Annotated in this window: 18 protein-coding genes; 11 read left to right on the forward strand and 7 right to left on the reverse strand. The window is 53.1% G+C overall.

Translation table 11 applies throughout. The annotated features are described in order from the left end of the window. Positions 1-27 precede the first annotated feature (27 nt). Together clcA and erpA are read left to right on the forward strand one after the other, a co-directional pair. Entirely contained in the window at positions 28-1,449 is a 1,422-nt protein-coding gene (gene clcA / locus ACLJTG_RS16420) for a H(+)/Cl(-) exchange transporter ClcA (protein WP_001748943.1), read from the forward strand. Positions 1,450-1,530: 81 nt separating this feature from the next. Then, the gene (erpA, locus tag ACLJTG_RS16425; RefSeq protein ID WP_001278668.1) at positions 1,531-1,875 is read left to right on the forward strand and encodes an iron-sulfur cluster insertion protein ErpA; all 345 of its coding nucleotides are present in this window, start codon (positions 1,531-1,533) and stop codon (positions 1,873-1,875) included. A 100-nt stretch (positions 1,876-1,975) separates the two neighbouring features. On the opposite strand, the gene ACLJTG_RS16430 is transcribed toward erpA, so the two are convergent. From ACLJTG_RS16430 to mtnN, 3 genes are read right to left on the reverse strand one after another with little or no spacing between them, the layout of a single operon-like run. After that, positions 1,976-2,599: a TRIC cation channel family protein gene (locus tag ACLJTG_RS16430; RefSeq protein ID WP_000964234.1), complete on the reverse strand. Its 624-nt coding sequence runs from the start codon at positions 2,597-2,599 to the stop codon at positions 1,976-1,978. A 36-nt stretch (positions 2,600-2,635) separates the two neighbouring features. Further along, positions 2,636-3,436 carry a vitamin B12 ABC transporter substrate-binding protein BtuF gene (btuF, locus tag ACLJTG_RS16435; RefSeq protein WP_198898324.1) on the reverse strand — a complete coding sequence of 267 codons (801 nt, stop codon included), beginning with the start codon at positions 3,434-3,436 and terminating at the stop codon, positions 2,636-2,638. Continuing rightward, positions 3,429-4,127 carry a 5'-methylthioadenosine/S-adenosylhomocysteine nucleosidase gene (mtnN, locus tag ACLJTG_RS16440; RefSeq protein ID WP_000689822.1) on the reverse strand — a complete coding sequence of 233 codons (699 nt, stop codon included), beginning with the start codon at positions 4,125-4,127 and terminating at the stop codon, positions 3,429-3,431. Before mtnN ends, btuF begins: the two co-directional genes overlap by 8 nt. 84 nt (positions 4,128-4,211) lie before the next feature. Between mtnN and dgt the strand changes: the two genes are divergently transcribed. The 3 genes from dgt (at position 4,212) to cdaR (ending at position 8,596) form a co-directional block, all read left to right on the forward strand. Beyond that, positions 4,212-5,729: a dGTPase gene (dgt, locus tag ACLJTG_RS16445; protein ID WP_000146450.1), complete on the forward strand. Its 1,518-nt coding sequence runs from the start codon at positions 4,212-4,214 to the stop codon at positions 5,727-5,729. Positions 5,730-5,858: 129 nt separating this feature from the next. Further along, positions 5,859-7,286, forward strand: coding sequence for a serine endoprotease DegP (gene degP, locus ACLJTG_RS16450; RefSeq protein ID WP_000753958.1), 1,428 nt, complete (start codon positions 5,859-5,861; stop codon positions 7,284-7,286). A 152-nt stretch (positions 7,287-7,438) separates the two neighbouring features. Then, complete coding sequence (cdaR, locus tag ACLJTG_RS16455) at positions 7,439-8,596, forward strand: DNA-binding transcriptional regulator CdaR (protein ID WP_410959020.1); 1,158 nt, start codon at positions 7,439-7,441, stop codon at positions 8,594-8,596. 88 nt (positions 8,597-8,684) lie between these two features. Here the strand turns inward: cdaR and ACLJTG_RS16460 are convergent, their stop codons facing one another. Beyond that, entirely contained in the window at positions 8,685-9,071 is a 387-nt protein-coding gene (locus ACLJTG_RS16460; RefSeq protein ID WP_000272193.1) for a DUF3461 family protein, read from the reverse strand. Positions 9,072-9,317: 246 nt separating this feature from the next. Between ACLJTG_RS16460 and ACLJTG_RS16465 the strand changes: the two genes are divergently transcribed. After that, positions 9,318-10,619: an MFS transporter gene (locus tag ACLJTG_RS16465; RefSeq protein ID WP_000017192.1), complete on the forward strand. Its 1,302-nt coding sequence runs from the start codon at positions 9,318-9,320 to the stop codon at positions 10,617-10,619. 36 nt (positions 10,620-10,655) lie between these two features. Here the strand turns inward: ACLJTG_RS16465 and dapD are convergent, their stop codons facing one another. The 3 genes from dapD to map form a co-directional block, all read right to left on the reverse strand. Then, positions 10,656-11,480 (reverse strand): 2,3,4,5-tetrahydropyridine-2,6-dicarboxylate N-succinyltransferase, encoded by an 825-nt coding sequence (dapD, locus tag ACLJTG_RS16470; protein ID WP_001186670.1) that lies wholly within the window; start codon positions 11,478-11,480, stop codon positions 10,656-10,658. Positions 11,481-11,509: 29 nt separating this feature from the next. Next, positions 11,510-14,182, reverse strand: coding sequence for a bifunctional uridylyltransferase/uridylyl-removing protein GlnD (glnD, locus tag ACLJTG_RS16475; RefSeq protein ID WP_001094519.1), 2,673 nt, complete (start codon positions 14,180-14,182; stop codon positions 11,510-11,512). A 237-nt stretch (positions 14,183-14,419) separates the two neighbouring features. Next, on the reverse strand, positions 14,420-15,214 hold the full coding sequence (map, locus tag ACLJTG_RS16480; RefSeq protein ID WP_001018214.1) for a type I methionyl aminopeptidase: 795 nt from the start codon (positions 15,212-15,214) through the stop codon (positions 14,420-14,422). A gap of 450 nt (positions 15,215-15,664) precedes the next feature. On the opposite strand from map, the gene rpsB reads away from it, so the two are divergent. From rpsB to ispC, 5 genes are all read left to right on the forward strand, one after another. Further along, positions 15,665-16,390, forward strand: a complete 726-nt coding sequence (gene rpsB / locus ACLJTG_RS16485) for a 30S ribosomal protein S2 (RefSeq protein ID WP_000246886.1) — start codon at positions 15,665-15,667, stop codon at positions 16,388-16,390. 257 nt (positions 16,391-16,647) lie between these two features. Beyond that, positions 16,648-17,499 (forward strand): translation elongation factor Ts, encoded by an 852-nt coding sequence (gene tsf / locus ACLJTG_RS16490; RefSeq protein ID WP_000808106.1) that lies wholly within the window; start codon positions 16,648-16,650, stop codon positions 17,497-17,499. Between the two features lie 144 nt (positions 17,500-17,643). Further along, complete coding sequence (gene pyrH / locus ACLJTG_RS16495; protein ID WP_000224567.1) at positions 17,644-18,369, forward strand: UMP kinase; 726 nt, start codon at positions 17,644-17,646, stop codon at positions 18,367-18,369. Positions 18,370-18,515: 146 nt separating this feature from the next. Beyond that, a complete protein-coding gene (gene frr / locus ACLJTG_RS16500) occupies positions 18,516-19,073 on the forward strand; it encodes a ribosome recycling factor (protein ID WP_000622423.1) in 558 nt (185 codons plus the stop codon). Positions 19,074-19,214: 141 nt separating this feature from the next. Beyond that, positions 19,215-20,411 carry a 1-deoxy-D-xylulose-5-phosphate reductoisomerase gene (ispC, locus tag ACLJTG_RS16505; protein ID WP_079903187.1) on the forward strand — a complete coding sequence of 399 codons (1,197 nt, stop codon included), beginning with the start codon at positions 19,215-19,217 and terminating at the stop codon, positions 20,409-20,411. Positions 20,412-20,535: the final 124 nt, after the last annotated feature.

Consider the following 20,535-nt stretch of genomic DNA (forward strand, 5'->3'; position numbering starts at 1 on the left):
TTTGTATTACCAATTAATGATCTTCTGATGAAAACAGACACTTCCACCTTTTTAGCTCAGCAAATTGTGCGCTTACGGCGCAGAGATCAGATTCGCCGGTTAATGCAGCGGGATAAAACGCCGCTGGCCATCCTGTTCATGGCGGCCGTTGTCGGCACGCTTACCGGGCTGGTTGGCGTCGCCTTTGAAAAGGCGGTTTCCTGGGTACAAAACATGCGCATTGGCGCGCTGGTTCAGGTCGCGGACCATGCGTTTTTGCTTTGGCCGCTGGCCTTTATCCTTTCGGCGTTACTGGCGATGGTCGGCTACTTTTTGGTGCGAAAATTTGCGCCGGAAGCCGGCGGCTCGGGTATCCCGGAAATTGAAGGCGCGCTGGAGGAGTTACGTCCGGTGCGCTGGTGGCGCGTGTTGCCGGTGAAGTTTATCGGCGGGATGGGAACGTTGGGCGCAGGAATGGTATTAGGGCGCGAAGGGCCAACGGTGCAAATCGGGGGCAACCTGGGGCGCATGGTGCTGGATGTTTTTCGTATGCGCAGCGCCGAAGCGCGGCATACGTTGCTGGCGACCGGCGCGGCGGCGGGGCTCTCTGCGGCGTTTAACGCGCCGCTGGCGGGTATCCTGTTCATTATTGAAGAGATGCGCCCGCAGTTTCGCTACAACCTGATTTCGATTAAAGCGGTGTTTACCGGCGTCATCATGTCGAGCATTGTGTTCCGCATATTTAACGGCGAAGCGCCGATTATTGAAGTCGGCAAACTGTCTGATGCGCCGGTTAACACACTGTGGTTATACCTTATCCTCGGCATTATTTTTGGCTGCGTCGGGCCGGTATTTAATTCGTTGGTGCTGCGTACCCAGGATATGTTTCAGCGCTTTCATGGCGGCGAAATTAAAAAATGGGTGCTTATGGGCGGCGCGATCGGCGGCCTGTGCGGTATTCTGGGGTTGATTGAGCCGGAAGCGGCAGGCGGCGGATTTAACCTTATTCCTATCGCCGCGGCAGGTAATTTTAGCGTCGGGCTACTGCTGTTCATCTTTATTACCCGGGTGGTCACAACGCTGCTTTGCTTTTCTTCCGGCGCGCCGGGGGGCATTTTCGCCCCGATGCTGGCGCTGGGAACGCTGCTTGGTACGGCCTTCGGTATGGCGGCGGCAGTGCTTTTCCCGCAGTATCACCTGGAGGCCGGTACCTTTGCGATTGCCGGGATGGGGGCGCTGATGGCGGCGTCGGTGCGCGCCCCGCTGACGGGGATTGTGCTGGTGCTGGAGATGACCGATAACTACCAGCTCATTTTGCCAATGATTATCACCTGTCTTGGCGCGACACTATTAGCCCAGTTTTTGGGCGGGAAACCGTTATACTCAACCATCCTGGCGCGCACTCTGGCGAAGCAGGATGCGGAACAGGCGGCGAAAAGCCAGAATGCGCCTGCGGGCGAGAATACTTGAACGAATTACTAGGGTATTAGATAATGACTGCCAATATTGGGTGAAAATTTATCCAATTACCGATGTCGTTTGGAGCAAAATATGAGTGATGACGTAGCGCTGCCGCTGCAGTTTACCGACGCAGCAGCGAATAAAGTAAAAAGTCTTATCGCTGACGAAGATAACCCGAATCTGAAATTGCGCGTGTATATCACCGGCGGTGGTTGCAGCGGCTTCCAGTATGGTTTTACCTTTGACGATCAGGTTAACGAAGGGGATATGACCATCGAAAAACAGGGCGTTGGCCTGGTGGTTGACCCGATGAGTTTGCAGTATCTGGTGGGGGGTTCGGTCGATTATACCGAAGGCCTGGAAGGTTCCCGCTTCATTGTAACCAACCCGAATGCGAAAAGTACCTGCGGGTGTGGCTCTTCCTTCAGTATTTGATTGCTGTTCGTTGTGCCGGATGGCGACGCGAGCGTCTTATCCGGCCGACAGGAAAGATGTTCCAGGCCCGATAAGCGTAGCGCCATCGGGCAAAACAATATCAACGTCCGTTTTCATCCAGGGCAAACGTCGGCAATTTCAAATGCCAGCGAATGGCCGCCAGGCGAATGAACAGCGTGACGACCATACCCATCATGCTGGCGCTTTCCAGCGGTACTGAAAACGTATAAAACGCGGTGGCGTGAACAATCCCGCCGATAATACAGGCCGTGGCATAGATTTCGGTGCGTAGGATCATGGGGATCTCGCGTGCCAGAACATCGCGAATAATCCCGCCGCCGACGCCGGTAATCACGCCCATACAGACGGCCACTAATGGCCCCGTTTCAGCGAGGAAGGCTTTATTCACCCCAATGCCGACAAACACCGCCAGCCCGACCGCATCCAGCACCGGCAACATCCATTTCGGCAGACGTCTTGGCTGGCGAACCAGCAGGATGGTCAGCATACTGGTGACCATGGCGACGACCAGATCGGTAGGATCTTTAACCCAGAATACCGGGCCGTTATCCAGCGCCATATCGCGGATTGTCCCGCCGCCGACGGCAGTAACGACGCCGAGCACCAGGACGCCGAACGGATCCATACGTAATTTCCCGGCCAGCAACACGCCAGAGATAGCAAATACAGCCGTGCCTACAATATCCAGCCAATAGACGAGCATTGTCGAATCCCCACTGGGAGCCTGGTAAGACAGGCTCTAATTCACCTGTGAAAGCGCATTACAGAGTTGTTTTGCGGCGAGGATAATACGCGGGCTTGCGCGTTCAAACCAGTCGCTGTTAAGCGGAATAACCGGAATTTTTAACAGGTTTCCCCAGTATTGTTCAATTTTGAGAATTTCGCCCGCTTTTCCGGCCACGATAATGGCCTGGGGATGCCTTGCCAGCACCTGCTCACGGCTGACTTGTGGCCACGGCACGCGGCTGTCAGCAAAGACGTTTTCTCCGCCGCAGGTCGTCAAAACCTGATGTTGAATAGACCCTTTACCACTGGTAAACAGAGGATTCATGCCAAACTGAAGAAAGACGCGCTTTTTAGCTTTACCGGCATACTCGACTTTGAGCGCGGCGTACTCGTTTAGCAATGTCTGCGCTGCCTGCTGAGCCTTTTCCGGCTGCGGGCTCCAGGCGGCCAGTTGGCGGAGCGCGTCGGCGATCTGTTCGATGGTTACCGCGTCCACCCACATAACCTTAATACCTAATGACGTTAGTTGGTTTACCTGGCGTTCCGTATTACCGCCGCGCCAGGCGACGACCAGATCCGGCTTCAGCGCCACAATGCGTTCCAGATTCATTCCCTGCCAGGTAGAGACCTGTTCTATTTTTTGCGCTTCGGGCGGGTAGTCGGAATAGCTGCTGACGCCAACGGGCGTAATCCCGGCGGCAAAAGCGAGCTCCGTATTGGCGGGAGAGAGGGTAATGACGCGCGGCGCAGCGTAAAGCCACACCGGGAGCGTAAGCAGCAGGGCGACCAGCGCCCTGAACATTTGCTTAACCATGCGCCAGTTTCTGTACCAGCGTTTCGACCATCAGAGTCGACTGTTTCGCCGCCACCGCGAGGAATTCGTCAAAGCTGAGGTGCGATTGCTGATCGGCCACGTCAGAAATAGCGCGTACCACCACGAACGGCACGTTGAAGTTATAGCAGACGTGTGCGATAGCGGTGGCTTCCATCTCTACGGCGACCGCGTCGGGGAAGTTATGCCGGATTTTCGCCAGCCCGACGGAGCCGTTAATAAACGCGTCGCCGCTAACAATAAGGCCGCGTACCGCGTTCAGATTCAGCTCTCTGATGCAGGATTCCGCGGCGGCGATCAGTTTGTCATCGGCCTTAAATCCGGCCGGACAGCCCGGTAATTGCCCGTATTCATAGCCGAAAGCGGTCACATCAGCGTCGTGGTAACGCGCTTCGTCAGAGACGACGATATCGCCGACCTTCAGCGTGGACGCCAGACCGCCTGCGGAACCGGTATTGATGATCACGTCCGGCTTGCAGTGCTCCAGAAGCAACGTTGCGCCCAGCGCCGCCGCGACTTTACCGATACCGGATTTCAGCAACGCCACTTCGGTGCCGTTCAACTGGCCAGTGTAAATTTCGCAGCCGCCCAGCGTAATCGTCTGACGGTTGTCAATTTTGTCACGCAGCAGCGTAACTTCTTCTTCCATTGCGCCAATGATGCCGATTTTCATAGATTTACTCGCGATAAGTCAGTTTTGGGGGCATAGTTTATCATGCGCTTATGGGGAAGCGCATTTCTCAGGCGGGGAGAGGATATGGCATCGATCGATTTCCGAAATAAAATTAACTGGCATCGTCGTTATCGTTCACCGCAGGGCGTAAAGACGGAACATGAGATCCTGCGGATTTTTGAAAGCGATCGCGGGCGGATTATCAACTCTCCGGCTATACGCCGTTTGCAGCAAAAAACGCAGGTTTTCCCGCTGGAGCGCAATGCCGCGGTGCGTACTCGTCTGACGCATTCGATGGAGGTGCAGCAGGTGGGGCGTTATATCGCGAAAGAGATTTTAAGCCGCCTGAAAGAGCAAAACCGACTGGAGGAGTACGGTCTGGATGCGCTGACCGGTCCCTTTGAAAGTATTGTGGAAATGGCCTGCCTGATGCACGACATCGGTAATCCGCCGTTCGGTCATTTTGGCGAGGCGGCGATCAATGACTGGTTTCGTCAGCGGCTGCATCCGGAAGATGCGGAAAGTCAGCCGCTCACGCATGATCGCTGTGTGGTTTCCTCGCTACGGCTACAGGAAGGCGAAGAAAATCTGAACGATATTCGCCGCAAGGTACGTCAGGATATCTGCCATTTTGAAGGCAATGCACAGGGAATTCGTCTGGTACATACGCTCATGCGGATGAATCTTACCTGGGCGCAGGTTGGCGGAATTTTAAAATATACCCGTCCGGCATGGTGGCGAGGGCCGGTGCCGGATTCCCATCGCTATTTAATGAAGAAACCGGGCTATTATCTTTCTGAAGAGAAGTATATTGCGAGGTTACGTAAAGAACTGCAGTTAGCGCCTTACAGTCGCTTTCCATTAACGTGGATTATGGAAGCCGCAGATGATATTTCTTATTGTGTCGCCGATCTTGAAGACGCGGTAGAGAAAAGAATCTTTAGCGTTGAGCAGCTTTATCACCATTTATATCACGCGTGGGGCCACCATGAGAAGGATTCGCTGTTTGAGCTGGTGGTAGGAAATGCGTGGGAAAAATCACGCGCCAATACATTAAGCCGCAGTACCGAAGATCAGTTTTTTATGTATTTACGGGTAAATACATTAAATAAACTGGTGCCCTATGCCGCTCAGCGTTTTATTGATAATTTGCCGCAGATTTTTGCCGGTACCTTCAATCAGGCGCTGCTGGAAGATGCCAGCGGTTTTAGCCGCCTGCTTGAACTCTATAAGAATGTGGCGGTTGAACATGTGTTTAGCCATCCGGATGTAGAACAGCTTGAACTACAGGGATACCGGGTGATCAGCGGGTTATTAGATATCTATCAGCCGCTATTAAGCTTGTCGCTTAACGACTTTCGCGAGCTGGTGGAAAAAGAACGGTTGAAACGCTTCCCTATAGAATCGCGCTTATTTCAGAAACTTTCTACGCGCCATCGTTTGGCCTACGTGGAAGTCGTCAGTAAATTACCCACGGATTCGGCGGAGTACCCGGTACTGGAATATTATTATCGCTGTCGGTTGATTCAGGATTATATCAGCGGGATGACTGACCTTTACGCATGGGATGAATATCGGCGTTTGATGGCGGTCGAACAGTAAATGGACTTTTGTAAAGATGGACAATAAATTTTTACTTTTTCCAGAAACTTTGTTCCGGAACTTCGCGTTATAAAATGAATCTGACGTACACAGCAATTTTGCGTTACCTGTTAATCGAGATTGAAACACATGAAAAAAACCACATTAGCAATGAGTGCACTGGCTCTGAGTTTAGGTTTGGCATTGTCGCCTCTGTCTGCCACGGCGGCTGAAACGTCCTCTTCAGCAATGACTGCCCAGCAGATGCCAAGCCTGGCACCGATGCTCGAAAAAGTGATGCCATCGGTGGTCAGTATTAATGTAGAAGGTAGCACCACGGTGAATACGCCGCGTATGCCGCGTAATTTCCAGCAGTTCTTTGGCGATGACTCCCCGTTCTGCCAGGACGGTTCTCCGTTCCAGAATTCTCCGTTCTGCCAGGGCGGCGGTAACGGCGGCAACGGCGGTCAACAACAGAAATTCATGGCGCTGGGCTCCGGCGTAATTATTGACGCCGCGAAGGGCTACGTCGTCACCAACAACCACGTGGTTGATAACGCCAGCGTGATTAAAGTACAGCTTAGCGATGGGCGTAAATTCGATGCTAAAGTGGTAGGCAAAGATCCGCGTTCTGATATCGCGCTGATTCAAATTCAGAATCCGAAGAACCTGACGGCGATTAAGCTGGCGGACTCCGACGCGCTGCGCGTGGGGGATTATACCGTCGCTATTGGTAACCCGTTTGGTCTGGGCGAAACGGTGACGTCAGGTATCGTTTCGGCGCTGGGGCGTAGCGGCCTGAACGTAGAAAATTATGAGAACTTTATTCAGACCGACGCCGCGATTAACCGCGGTAACTCCGGCGGCGCGCTGGTGAACCTGAACGGTGAGCTGATCGGTATTAACACCGCGATTCTGGCGCCGGACGGCGGCAACATCGGTATCGGCTTCGCTATCCCCAGTAACATGGTGAAAAACCTGACGTCGCAGATGGTGGAATACGGCCAGGTGAAACGCGGCGAACTGGGGATCATGGGGACTGAGCTGAATTCCGAATTGGCGAAAGCGATGAAAGTCGACGCCCAGCGAGGCGCGTTCGTCAGCCAGGTGATGCCGAATTCGTCCGCGGCGAAAGCGGGTATCAAAGCCGGGGATGTCATTACCTCGCTGAACGGTAAACCGATCAGCAGCTTTGCGGCGCTGCGCGCTCAGGTCGGCACTATGCCGGTCGGCAGCAAAATCAGCCTCGGTCTGCTGCGTGAAGGTAAAGCGATTACGGTGAATCTGGAACTGCAGCAGAGCAGCCAGAGTCAGGTTGATTCCAGCACCATCTTCAGCGGGATTGAAGGCGCTGAAATGAGCAATAAAGGCCAGGATAAAGGCGTTGTGGTGAGCAGCGTGAAAGCGAACTCACCCGCCGCGCAAATTGGCCTCAAAAAAGGCGATGTGATTATCGGCGCTAACCAGCAGCCGGTGAAAAATATCGCCGAGCTGCGTAAGATTCTCGACAGCAAGCCGTCGGTTCTGGCGCTGAATATTCAGCGTGGTGATAGTTCTATTTATTTGCTGATGCAGTAATCACCTTTGTCCCCCTTCCGCCATGGAAGGGGGCAACACTTTTCTGTGAAACCCCCCACAACTCCATACTTATTTGCACCGTTTTGTGCATTTGCACAATGTCGAGACCTGTCATCTTCCTTATGCTTGTGCTCTGCTCACAGGAGGGATTTATGGCTGGCTGGCATCTTGATACCAAAATGGCGCAGGATATCGTGGCGCGCACTATGCGCATCATCGATACCAATATCAACGTAATGGATGCCCGCGGGCGTATTATCGGCAGCGGCGATCGGGAACGTATTGGTGAATTGCACGAAGGCGCGCTGTTAGTGCTGTCGCAGGGCCGGGTTGTGGATATCGACGACGCCGTGGTGCGACACCTGCACGGGGTGCGTCAGGGGATTAATCTTCCCTTACGTCTTGAGGGCGAAATTGTCGGCGTGATCGGTCTTACCGGCGAACCAGAGCATCTGCGTAAATATGGCGAACTGGTGTGTATGACTGCCGAAATGATGCTGGAACAGTCGCGGTTAATGCACCTTTTGGCGCAGGATAGCCGTTTGCGTGAAGAGCTGGTGATGAACCTGATTCAGGCCGAAGAAAATACGCCGGCGCTGGTGGAATGGGCGCAGCGTTTGGGGATCGATTTGAACCAGCCGCGTGTGGCGGCGGTGGTGGAAGTCGACAGCGGCCAGCTTGGCGTCGATAGCGCAATGGCGGAACTTCAGCAGTTGCAGAATGCGCTTACCACGCCGGAGCGTAACAACCTGATAGCCATTGTTTCTCTCACCGAGATGGTGGTGCTCAAACCCGCCTTAAACTCGTTTGGTCGTTGGGATGCTGAAGATCATCGTAAGCGCGTAGAGCAGCTTATCTCGCGCATGAAAGAGAATGGTCAGCTACGTTTTCGCGTGGCGCTGGGCAATTACTTTACCGGGCCGGGCAGTATTGCACGTTCATACCGCACGGCGCGCACTACGATGATGGTCGGCAAACAGCGGATGCCAGAAAGCCGCAGCTATTTTTATCAGGATTTGATGCTGCCGGTTCTGTTAGATAGCCTGCGTGGCGGCTGGCAGGCCAATGAGCTGGCGCGCCCGCTGGTAAAACTCAAAGCGATGGATAACAACGGGTTATTACGTCGGACGCTGACGGCGTGGTTTCGCCATAATGTCCAGCCGCTGGCGACCTCTAAGGCGCTGTTTATTCATCGTAACACGCTGGAATATCGGCTAAATCGTATTTCGGAACTGACCGGGCTGGATTTGGGAAATTTTGACGATCGGCTGTTGCTGTATGTGGCGCTACAACTGGATGAACAGCGTTAAGCCCGGCGGCGCTACGCTTATCAGGCCTACCGGGATATATCTGTAGGCCGGATAAGGCGTAACACGTCGCCATCCGGCAACACACAGCTTACTTACGGGTAAGCTTGTCCAGATCGGCTTCGATTTCACTGATCTTATTCGCGACGACGCTTTCCAGATGGCGCAAGTCGTCGAGGATCTTACGTTTGAGATCGAGTTCTGAGCGGTCGCGCTGGCAGATTTGGTCCAGCTCGTCAATCACATAGCGTAGGTTAGGGCTAATCTCCTGTACTTCTTTATAACCCTGACCGATGCCATCGGCCACCACCGTTTTACGCTGGCGTGGATACTTAAACTTCACGCTTTTAGCAAAGAATTCACCTCTATCCTTTTGAAAATAGATTTTCAGGATATCGTTATTGGCTTCTTGCCGCAGGCTGTAACGATCGATTTCCTCAGGATTGGTAATGCCCAGACTTTTTAGATTGTCATACATAGCGGTATCCTTCATCACACTATAACTTTTGAATAATTAACGAAAAATTGGTTTTTCGCCACCAATGTATACAAAAAAAGCGCGGTTGATCGCAGAAGACGTCTCGGCAACGTCATGAGCAAAAGGGCGACGGTTATTGATAGCTTAAGTAATTCAACGCGATATTCCGTTTATAGAGAAAGCGTTTGAAGTCAGTGTGGGAAATTGACCGGAGGCAGTGGTCGATAACCTTGAGAGGCGGAGTCTATGTCCGGAACGTATAATGCTACTATTCGCCGGGTGGTGGTTTCCGCCTGGATAGGAAACTCCATTGAATATTATGATTTTCTATTATACGGCCTGGCAAGCGCGCTGGTATTTGGCCCGCTTTTTTTTCCTGGCGCCAGCCCATTGACTGCAACGTTATCTTCTTTTGCCAGTTTCGGCGTGGGATTTATCTCCCGGCCGCTGGGCGCGCTATTTTTTGGCAACAGGGGAGATACGCTTGGGCGTAAAAACACGTTATTAATTACGTTAGGGGGGATGGGCGCGGTCACGTTTCTCATCGGTTGCCTGCCTTCTTACGCCAGTATCGGCGCGCTGGCGCCTGCTTTACTGGTTATTCTGCGTTTTCTACAGGGATTTATGGTTGGAGGCGAATGGGGAGGCGCCATGTTGATGGTCGTGGAATATGCTGCTGGAAAGCACCGGGGGCGGTTAAGCGCGCTATCGCAAACAGGAGGACTCACGGGACAATTATTGGCGACAGGCGTATTTATAGTCGTGACCCAATTACCGAAGGAGGCGTTGTTATCGTGGGGATGGCGTATTCCTTTTCTGCTCAGTGCGCTTTTGGTGTTGCCTGGATTATATATGCGTCATCGTCTGGATGAGACGCCTGTCTTCCGTGCGTTTAAAAAGCAGCAGGCCATTAATCATAGGCAGCAAAGAGAAGAAAGGCCGGTGGTCAAAGTGGTACGAGAACAATGGCGTAGCATTTTGCTGATTATAATTCTGCGTTTTGCGGAAAGCGTTCCCTTTTTTCTTGCTACCGTCTTCGCGGTTTCCTGGGCGACGACGCAGCTTGGGATTGCCAGCCTGACTATTCTGTACATTGTAATGTTCACCTGTCTGCTGGCGTATCCCATGCACGTGCTATTTGGCATCATGTCGGATCGGCGTGGCTGCCGTCAGGTGTATATTTTCGGCGCGCTTTTTGTCGCGGCAATGGCTTTTCCCTTTTTCTGGCTGCTGGAAAGCCGTTCGCTCATACTGATGACAATGGGCTACGTTTTGCTTATTAACATTGGTCATAATTCACTGAATGCCGTGCAACCTTCTTTTTTCGCCGGACTGTTTCATCCGCCTGTACGCTACAGCGGTTCATCAATTGGCGCTCAGTTGGGGGCGGTTGTGGCAGGGGGATTCACGCCGTTTATCGCTAAAGCGTTAAGCGCAGTCTATGATAACAGTTGGACTTTGGTTGCCGGTTATGTCGTTTTGACTGCGCTGGCTTCGGCGTTTGCGGCAAAGATTGCGCCGGAAACCGTGTTACCGCATTCACCGTAATGCAAAGGGGGGCTGCCGCCCCCGCTTTTCACTCGCTTAATCAATAGTGCGCAATAATTCGTTAATGCCCACTTTACCACGCGTTTTGGCGTCGACTTTTTTCACGATCACCGCGCAGTACAGACTGTACTTGCCGTCTTTTGACGGCAGGTTGCCGGAAACGACCACGGAGCCCGCCGGTACGCGGCCATAGTGAACTTCACCGGTTTCGCGATCGTAGATTTTGGTGCTCTGGCCGAGGTATACCCCCATGGAAATGACGGAACCTTCTTCGACAATGACGCCTTCCACGACTTCAGAACGCGCGCCAATAAAGCAGTTGTCTTCAATGATGGTCGGGTTAGCCTGCAGCGGCTCCAGTACGCCGCCGATACCCACGCCGCCGGAAAGGTGAACATTTTTACCAATCTGCGCACAGGAACCCACCGTCGCCCAGGTGTCAACCATGGTGCCTTCGTCAACGTAGGCGCCGATGTTAACGTAAGACGGCATCAGCACGGTGTTGCGGGCGATAAATGCGCCCTGACGAACGGCCGCAGGCGGAACGACGCGGAAGCCTTCTTTCTGAAAACGCGCTTCGTCGTAATCAGCGAATTTCATCGGGACTTTATCGAAGTAGCGGCTTTCCGCACCGTCGATAACCTGGTTATCGTTAATACGGAAAGAGAGCAGAACCGCTTTCTTCAACCACTGGTGAGTGACCCACTGACCGTCGATTTTTTCTGCGACACGCAGCGCGCCGGAATCAAGTAGAGAAATGACCTGTTTTACCGCCTCTCGGGTCACGGTATCTACATTAGCCGGCGTAATATCGGCGCGGCGCTCAAAAGCGGTCTCAATAACGTTCTGTAACTGCTGCATTGTTAAACTCTTTCATATAAATAAACACACTACCCTTTATCGTTTGGATTGAGGGCCGCTGTCAACCGTTGTTGCACCTCAAGTTGCAGCACATTATTAAGTGCGCGCCGATCCGCTGTGGCGATTATGAATAAATCTTCTACTCGTTCACCAATGGTTGTAATTCGGGCGCCATGAAGCGAAATTCCCAGATCGGCAAAAATTTGTCCGACCCTGGCCAGCAGACCAGGTTGATCGAGCGCGATCAATTCCATGAATGATTTTCTGTCGGTATGGGTGGGCAGAAAATTGACTTCCGTTTCGACCGTAAAGTGCCGTAACTTTGCCGGTTGCCGACGCGGCTGCGGCGGCTGCCAGCTACGCTGCGTAATGGTCTGCTCAAGACCTGTGCGAATAACGTCATGGCGATCCGCCGCCAGCGGGCTGCCGTCTGGTTCCAGAACGATAAACGTATCCATTGCCATGCCGTCGCGAGTGGTAAAGATCTGCGCGTCATGGACGCTTAAATTACGCCTGTCCAGCTCGGCGCAGACGGCGGCAAACAGATAGGGTCTGTCCGGACTCCAGATAAAAATTTCGGTTCCACCGCGCGTGGCCTGCGGACTGAGCAACACTAACGGTTGGCGCAGATCGTGCTGCAATAAATGGCGTGCGTGCCAGGCGAGCTGATTTGGACTATGACGAACAAAATAGTTAGCGCGACAGCGGGTCCAGATTTTGTGCAGCGCGGCTTCATCAATATTGTCCATTCGCAGCAGCGCCAGCGCCTGAAGCTGATGGTGACGCACGCGCTCACGCATATCCGGCGTATTTTGCATTCCACGCCTGAGCTGTTTTTCAGTGGCGAAGTACAGCTCGCGCAGCAGGCTCTGTTTCCAGCTATTCCACAAGGTTTCGTTGGTCGCGCAGATGTCCGCGACGGTCAGGCAGACCAGAAAACGCAGCCGTGTTTCGGTTTGCACCTCTTCGGCGAACTGCTTGATGACTTCCGGATCCTGGATGTCGCGGCGCTGGGCGGTGACTGACATCAGCAGGTGTTGGCGCACCAGCCAGGCGACCAGTTGCGTTTCGCGTGAGTTCAAACCGTGCAGTTCGGCGAAGGTGAGTACATCCTGCGCGCCCAGTACCGAATGGTCGCCGCCGCGTCCTTTCGCAATATCGTGAAACAGCGCGGCGATCAGGATCAGTTCCGGATGGGGAAGCCGCGGCCAGAGATCGACGCATAGCGGATGGCGCTGGCGTGTCTCTTCTTTCGCAAAGCTCTCCAGTTTGAGCATTACGCGGATGGTGTGTTCATCCACCGTGTATGCGTGGAACAGGTCAAACTGCATTTGTCCGACGATGTGCGACCACTGCGGCATATAAGCCCACAGTACGCTGTGGCGATGCATGGGCAGCAGGCCGCGGCTGACCGCGCCGGGATGGCGCAGCATACTAAGAAACAGAGTGCGCGCCTCCGGGATGTAACACAGCGGTTGGCTCAGGTGGCGGCGGGCGTGGCGCAAATGGCGTAACGTCGTAGAGTAGATGCCGGTGATCGCGCTATTGCGCACCATCATATAAAACATCCGCAGGATCGCTTGCGGTTCGCGGATAAACAGCGTGTCGTCACGCAGATCAATGAGCGTGCCGCGCAGTTGAAACTCATCGTCAACAGGACGTGGTTTTTCATCCGCAGGTAGCGCCAGAATCGCCTCGTCAAATAGCTGAAGCAGCATCTGATTAAGTTCGCTCACCCGACGCGTAACCCGGAAGTAGTCTTTCATCATCCGCTCAACCGGATCGTTGCCCTCGCCGCTGTAGTTAAGGCGTTGAGCGACGCTTAACTGGCGGTCGAACAGCAGGCGGTTATCGTAGCGGCTGACCACCAGATGTAGCGCAAAGCGAATGCGCCACAGGATATGCAGGCACTCGTTGAGCTCCGCGCGCTCAGCGGGGGTTAAAAAGCCGAATCCCACCATCTCATCGAGCGAGGTAGCGCCGAAGTGACGTCGGGCGACCCACTGCAATGTATGGATATCGCGCAGGCCGCCGGGGCTGCTTTTAATATCCGGCTCCAGATTATAGCTGGTACCGTGATAGCGCTGGTGGCGCTGGTTCTGCTCTTCTACTTTGGCGGCGTAAAATTTGTCGGACGGCCAAAAACCTTCGCTGAAAATATGTTTTTGTAGTGCCAGAAACAGAGCGACATCACCGATCAGCAGGCGCGTTTCGATGAGGTTTGTTGCAACGGTTAAATCAGACAGACCTTCCAGCAGACACTCTTCCAGCGTACGTACGCTATGCCCGACATCCAGCTTGACGTCCCATAATAAAGTCAGCAGCTCGCCGACCTTTTGCGCCTGTTCATCAGGCAGCTTTTTGCGGCTTAAAATGAGCAGATCAATATCGGAAAGCGGATGCAGTTCGCCGCGTCCATAGCCGCCGACGGCGACCAGCGCCAGATCGGCAATCTGACCGAAACCGGCCTCAATCCACAGGCGTTGCAATAACTGGTCGATAAATTCGGTTCGGGCTTCAATAAGCTGTTCAGCACAAATGCCGCTGTCAAATGCCTCTCCCAGCCAGTGTTGAAAGATGTCGATGCGGGCTTTGATACCGGCGACGGTCAGTTCAGCGCGCGGCCAGACGCCAGGGTTTTGCGGCTGGTCAGGGAGGGTGGGGAGTGCGGTATTCGCGTGCTGTTCAGGAAGAGTATTCATATGCGCCACCCATTAAAAAGCCGGATAATGGCGTGAACGCCTTATCCGGCCTACGTATTTACTCTTCATCCTTCAAGTTGCTTCTACGTTGGCTGCGCTCGTTCACTCCAGTCACGTACTTATGTACGCTCCTGAAGATTCACTCTCTTGCCGCCTTGAGGCAACTCGAATGATTTTGAGTAAAGGTGTAATTTGTAGGCCTGATAAGATGCGAAGGCATCGCCATCAGGCAAAACATTATTCGTCGTGTGTGATGATCGCCGGGATGGTGTCATCTTTACGCAGCGTCAGAATTTCACAGCCGTTTTCCGTTACCACAATAGTATGCTCGTACTGAGCAGACAAGCTGCGGTCTTTGGTTTTTACCGTCCAGCCGTCTTTCATGGTGCGGATACGGTAATCCCCGGCGTTCAGCATCGGTTCAATGGTAAAGGTCATGCCAGGCTGCAACACGACGCCGCCATCGTCTGCATCATAATGCAGCACCTGCGGTTCTTCATGGAAGCCGCGACCAATACCGTGTCCGCAGTATTCACGTACCACGGAGAAACCTTCGCCTTCGGCATATTTCTGGATGGCGGCGCCAATGGTGCGCAGGCGGATGCCCGGTTTCACCATTTTGATGCCCAGATACAGGCTCTCTTGCGTGACGCGGCACAGACGCTCGCCCAGAATGGTCGGTTTGCCGACGATAAACATCTTCGAGGTATCGCCGTGGAATTCATCTTTAATCACGGTCACGTCGATGTTGACGATATCACCATCTTTCAGATGTTTAGCGTCATCCGGAATGCCGTGGCACACCACTTCATTAATAGAGATACAGACGGATTTCGGATAGCCGTGGTAGCCGAGGCAGGCGGAGATCGCGTGTTGTTCGTTAACGATGTAATCGTTACAGATACGGTCCAGTTCGCCGGTGGTGACGCCCGGTTTGATATACGGTTCGATCATTTCCAGCACTTCGGCTGCCAGACGGCCCGCGACGCGCATTTTTTCGATGTCTTCAGATGTCTTGATAGAGATAGCCATGAATTCTGTCCATCAGTGCCGATGATTTCGGCAATAATTGTGTAAGTGCTGACAATGGTATCAGTCAGGGGTGTGCCCTGCCAAATTGAGAATCATTCTGAACTTCGCCTTTCGTGCCACAGGTGCGTTGGCGACATTTTTTCACCCCAGTCACTGACTGGCCGTAAGCTCTCGGGGATGCAAAAATTTGCCGCCTGCCTGTAACACGAAATTCATCGTTCAATTCAGCACTGAGTGCCAACAATTATTGGTGTCGGTGGCGTATTTGTGGTATAAAGCGCGCCGGACTTCCGATCCATTCGAAGACTACACACGATGGACGGGAGCGACAAATCTCACTTTGTGTAACAACACACACGTATCGGCACATATTCCGGGGTGCCCTTTGGGGTCGGTAATATGGGATACGTGGAGGCATAACCCCAACTTAATCTATAGAGGTTTTAAATCATGGCAACTGTTTCCATGCGCGACATGCTCAAGGCTGGTGTTCACTTTGGTCACCAGACCCGTTACTGGAACCCGAAAATGAAGCCTTTCATCTTCGGCGCGCGTAACAAAGTTCACATCATCAACCTTGAGAAAACTGTACCGATGTTCAACGAAGCTCTGGCTGAACTGAACAAGATCTCTGCTCGTAAAGGTAAAATCCTTTTCGTTGGTACTAAACGCGCTGCAAGCGAAGCGGTGAAAGAAGCTGCTAACAGCTGCGACCAGTTCTTCGTGAACCATCGCTGGCTGGGCGGTATGCTGACTAACTGGAAAACAGTTCGTCAGTCCATCAAACGTCTGAAAGACCTGGAAACTCAGTCTCAGGACGGTACTTTCGAAAAGCTGACCAAGAAAGAAGCGCTGATGCGTACTCGTGAGCTTGAGAAACTGGAAAACAGCCTGGGCGGTATCAAAGACATGGGCGGTCTGCCGGACGCTCTGTTCGTTATCGATGCTGACCACGAGCACATTGCTATCAAAGAAGCGAACAACCTGGGTATCCCGGTATTTGCTATCGTTGATACCAACTCTGATCCGGACGGCGTTGACTTCGTTATCCCGGGTAACGATGACGCAATCCGTGCTGTTAGCCTGTACCTGGGCGCTGTCGCTGCAACCGTTCGTGAAGGCCGTTCTCAGGATCTGGCTTCCCAGGCGGAAGAAAGCTTCGTAGAAGCCGAGTAATAAGGCTTGATAACTCCCTAAAATAGTTCGAGTTGCAGGAAGGCGGCAAGCTCGAGAATTCCCGGGAGCTTACATCAGTAAGTGACCGGGATGAGCGAGTGAAGGCAACGCGCCTGCGGCTCGAAATATGAAGGGGAGAGCCCTTATAGACCAGGTAGTATCACGTTTGGTTAGGGGGCCTGTATATGGCCCCCTTTTTCACTTTTATATCTGTGCGGTTTGATGCCGGGCAGATCAAATCTTTCGAGGATTTTAGAATGGCTGAAATTACCGCATCCCTGGTAAAAGAGCTGCGTGAGCGTACCGGCGCAGGCATGATGGATTGCAAAAAAGCGCTGACTGAAGCGAATGGCGACATTGAGCTGGCAATCGAAAACATGCGTAAGTCCGGCGCTATCAAAGCGGCGAAAAAAGCAGGCAACGTGGCTGCTGACGGCGTAATCAAAACCAAAATCGACGGCAACGTCGCTTTCATTCTGGAAGTTAACTGCCAGACTGACTTCGTGGCTAAAGATGCTGGCTTCCAGGCATTTGCTGACAAAGTGCTGGACGCCGCTGTTGCTGGCAAAATCACTGACGTAGAAGTTCTGAAAGCACAGTTCGAAGAAGAGCGCGTTGCTCTGGTAGCGAAAATTGGCGAGAACATCAACATTCGTCGCGTCGCTTCCCTGGAAGGCGACGTTCTGGGTTCTTACCAGCACGGTGCGCGCATCGGCGTTCTGGTTGCCGCTAAAGGCGCTGACGAAGAGCTGGTTAAACAGCTGGCGATGCACGTTGCGGCAAGCAAGCCGGAATTCGTTAAGCCGGAAGACGTGTCTGCTGACGTGGTAGAGAAAGAGTACCAGGTACAGCTGGACATCGCGATGCAGTCCGGTAAGCCGAAAGAAATCGCAGAGAAAATGGTTGAAGGCCGCATGAAGAAATTCACCGGCGAAGTTTCTCTGACTGGTCAGCCTTTCGTCATGGAACCGAGCAAATCTGTTGGCCAACTGCTGAAAGAGCACAACGCTGACGTGACTGGCTTCATCCGCTTTGAAGTGGGCGAAGGCATTGAGAAAGTCGAGACTGACTTTGCAGCAGAAGTTGCTGCGATGTCTAAGCAGTCCTGATTTTCCTGAGGAGCCGCCTGAGGGCGGCTTCTTTTTGCGCCTCTCTTGTAAAATCAGCCGACGCCTGGCGTCTGCGCTGAAATGCGACGTACAATGTCGCCGGAATTAACTCATATCAATCGTTGACAGTCTCAGGAAAGAAACATGGCTACCAATGCAAAACCCGTCTATAAACGCATTCTGCTTAAATTAAGCGGCGAAGCTCTGCAGGGTACGGAAGGCTTCGGTATTGATGCAAGCATACTGGATCGTATGGCTCAGGAGATCAAAGAACTGGTTGAACTGGGTATTCAGGTTGGTGTGGTGATTGGTGGTGGTAACCTGTTCCGTGGCGCGGGTCTGGCAAAAGCGGGGATGAACCGCGTTGTGGGCGACCACATGGGCATGTTGGCCACCGTCATGAACGGCCTGGCAATGCGTGATGCGCTTCACCGCGCCTATGTGAACGCCCGCCTGATGTCGGCAATTCCTTTAAACGGCGTGTGCGACAACTACAGTTGGGCCGAGGCTATTAGCCTGCTGCGTAATAACCGTGTTGTGATTCTGTCTGCAGGTACGGGTAACCCGTTCTTCACTACCGACTCTGCGGCCTGTCTGCGCGGGATCGAAATTGAAGCGGATGTCGTACTGAAAGCGACCAAAGTGGATGGCGTATTCACTGCCGATCCGGCAAAAGATCCTTCCGCGACCATGTACGATCAGCTGACCTACAGCGAAGTGCTGGATAAAGAGCTGAAAGTGATGGATCTGGCGGCGTTCACGCTGGCTCGTGACCACAAACTGCCGATTCGTGTTTTCAACATGAACAAACCAGGCGCGCTGCGTCGTGTGGTGATGGGCGAAAAAGAAGGGACGTTAATCACGGAATAATTCCCGTGAGCGCCAAATACGGGTAAGATTCTGTTCTATTGACGGGTCTTATTACCTGGCAGAAATTAAACGAGACTATACTTAGCACATCTTTGTATTGTGTGACCGTCTGGTCTGACTGAGACTAGTTTTCAAGGATTCGTAACGTGATTAGCGATATCAGAAAAGATGCTGAAGTACGCATGGAAAAATGCGTTGAAGCGTTCAAAACCCAAATCAGCAAAGTGCGCACGGGTCGTGCTTCTCCCAGCCTGCTGGATGGTATTGTCGTAGAATACTATGGCACTCCGACCCCGCTGCGCCAGTTGGCAAGCGTAACGGTAGAAGACTCCCGTACCTTAAAAATTAACGTGTTTGACCGTTCTATGGGGCCAGCCGTTGAAAAAGCGATCATGGCGTCAGACCTCGGTTTGAATCCAAGCTCTGCGGGCACCGATATTCGCGTTCCGCTGCCGCCGCTGACCGAAGAACGTCGTAAAGATCTGACGAAAATTGTCCGTGGCGAAGCGGAGCAGGCGCGTGTCGCCGTTCGTAACGTCCGCCGTGATGCGAACGATAAAGTAAAAGCTCTGCTGAAAGATAAAGCGATCAGTGAAGATGACGATCGTCGCTCTCAGGAAGAAGTACAGAAAATGACCGACGCGGCAATTAAGAAAGTGGATGCGGCGTTGGCAGATAAAGAAGCAGAACTGATGCAGTTCTGATTGATCTGTACGCAGATATAAACTCATTCCACCGCTAAACCTGGCGGATGAGTGGTGTACAAAGCGCCGCGCAGAAGACATTATCAGGTCTCCTGTGCGGCGTTTTGCTTTTTATTCCGTTTCAACACTTCTGGACGTTTCATGAAGCAATTAACCATTCTGGGCTCGACCGGCTCTATTGGTTGCAGCACACTGGACGTGGTGCGCCATAATCCTGATAGCTTCCGCGTTATCGCGCTGGTGGCGGGTAAAAATGTCGCCCGCATGGCGGAGCAGTGCCTGGAGTTCTCGCCGCGTTATGCCGTGATGGACGATACGTCGAGCGCAGAACAGCTCAAAATAATGCTTCAGCAGCATGGCAGCCGCACCGAGGTTCTGAGCGGTCAGCAGGCTGCCTGTGAGATGGCGGTGCTTGATGAGGTCGGGCATGTGATGGCGGCCATTGTGGGCGCGGCTGGTTTACTGCCGACCCTGGCGGCGATTCGCGCAGGGAAGACGATTCTGCTGGCGAATAAAGAATCGCTGGTGACCTGCGGGCGGCTGTTTATGGACGAAGTAAAACGCAGCAACGCCCGGCTTTTACCCGTCGATAGCGAACATAACGCGATTTTTCAGAGTTTGCCGCAATCTATTCAGCATAATCTGGGATACGCTGACCTTGAGCAAAATGGCGTAACGTCGATTTTGCTTACCGGGTCTGGTGGCCCGTTTCGTGAAACGCCAATGTGCGATCTGGCAGCGATGACGCCGGATCAGGCATGTCGTCATCCGAACTGGTCGATGGGGCGAAAAATCTCCGTCGACTCCGCCACCATGATGAATAAAGGTCTGGAATACATTGAAGCGCGTTGGTTATTTAATGCCAGCGCACGTCAGATGGAAGTGTTGATCCATCCGCAATCGGTCATTCATTCGATGGTGCGTTATCAGGACGGCAGCGTCCTGGCGCAGCTTGGAGAACCTGACATGCGTACGCCTATTGCGCATACGATGGCATGGCCGAATCGCGTCACGTCCGGCGCGCAGCCGCTTGATTTTTGCAAACTCAGCGCGCTGACGTTTAGCGCGCCAGATTATCAGCGTTATCCGTGCCTGAAGCTGGCGATGGAGGCGTTTGAGCAAGGTCAGGCGGCAACGACGGCGCTCAATGCGGCAAACGAAATCACCGTTGCCGCGTTTCTGGCGCAACAGATTCGTTTTACCGATATCGCCGGGCTCAATTTAGCGGTGCTGGAGAGGATGGATTTACAGGAACCGGCAAGCGTTGAGGACGTATTGCAGGTTGACGCCATCGCGCGTGAAGTAGCCAGAAAACAAGTGATACGGCTCTCACGCTGACGATTATCCCGCGACAGAAGATCGTGCTATTTGTTAGCGTTGGGCTTCGGTGATATAGTCTGCGCCACCTGATCGCAGGTTTTTGGCTTTTTTCGGTCAGGTTAGCCGTGGTTTTACACGGCTT

Source organism: Salmonella sp. SAL00672 (assembly GCF_046552175.1).
GTDB classification, from domain to species: Bacteria; Pseudomonadota; Gammaproteobacteria; order Enterobacterales; family Enterobacteriaceae; genus Salmonella; species Salmonella enterica.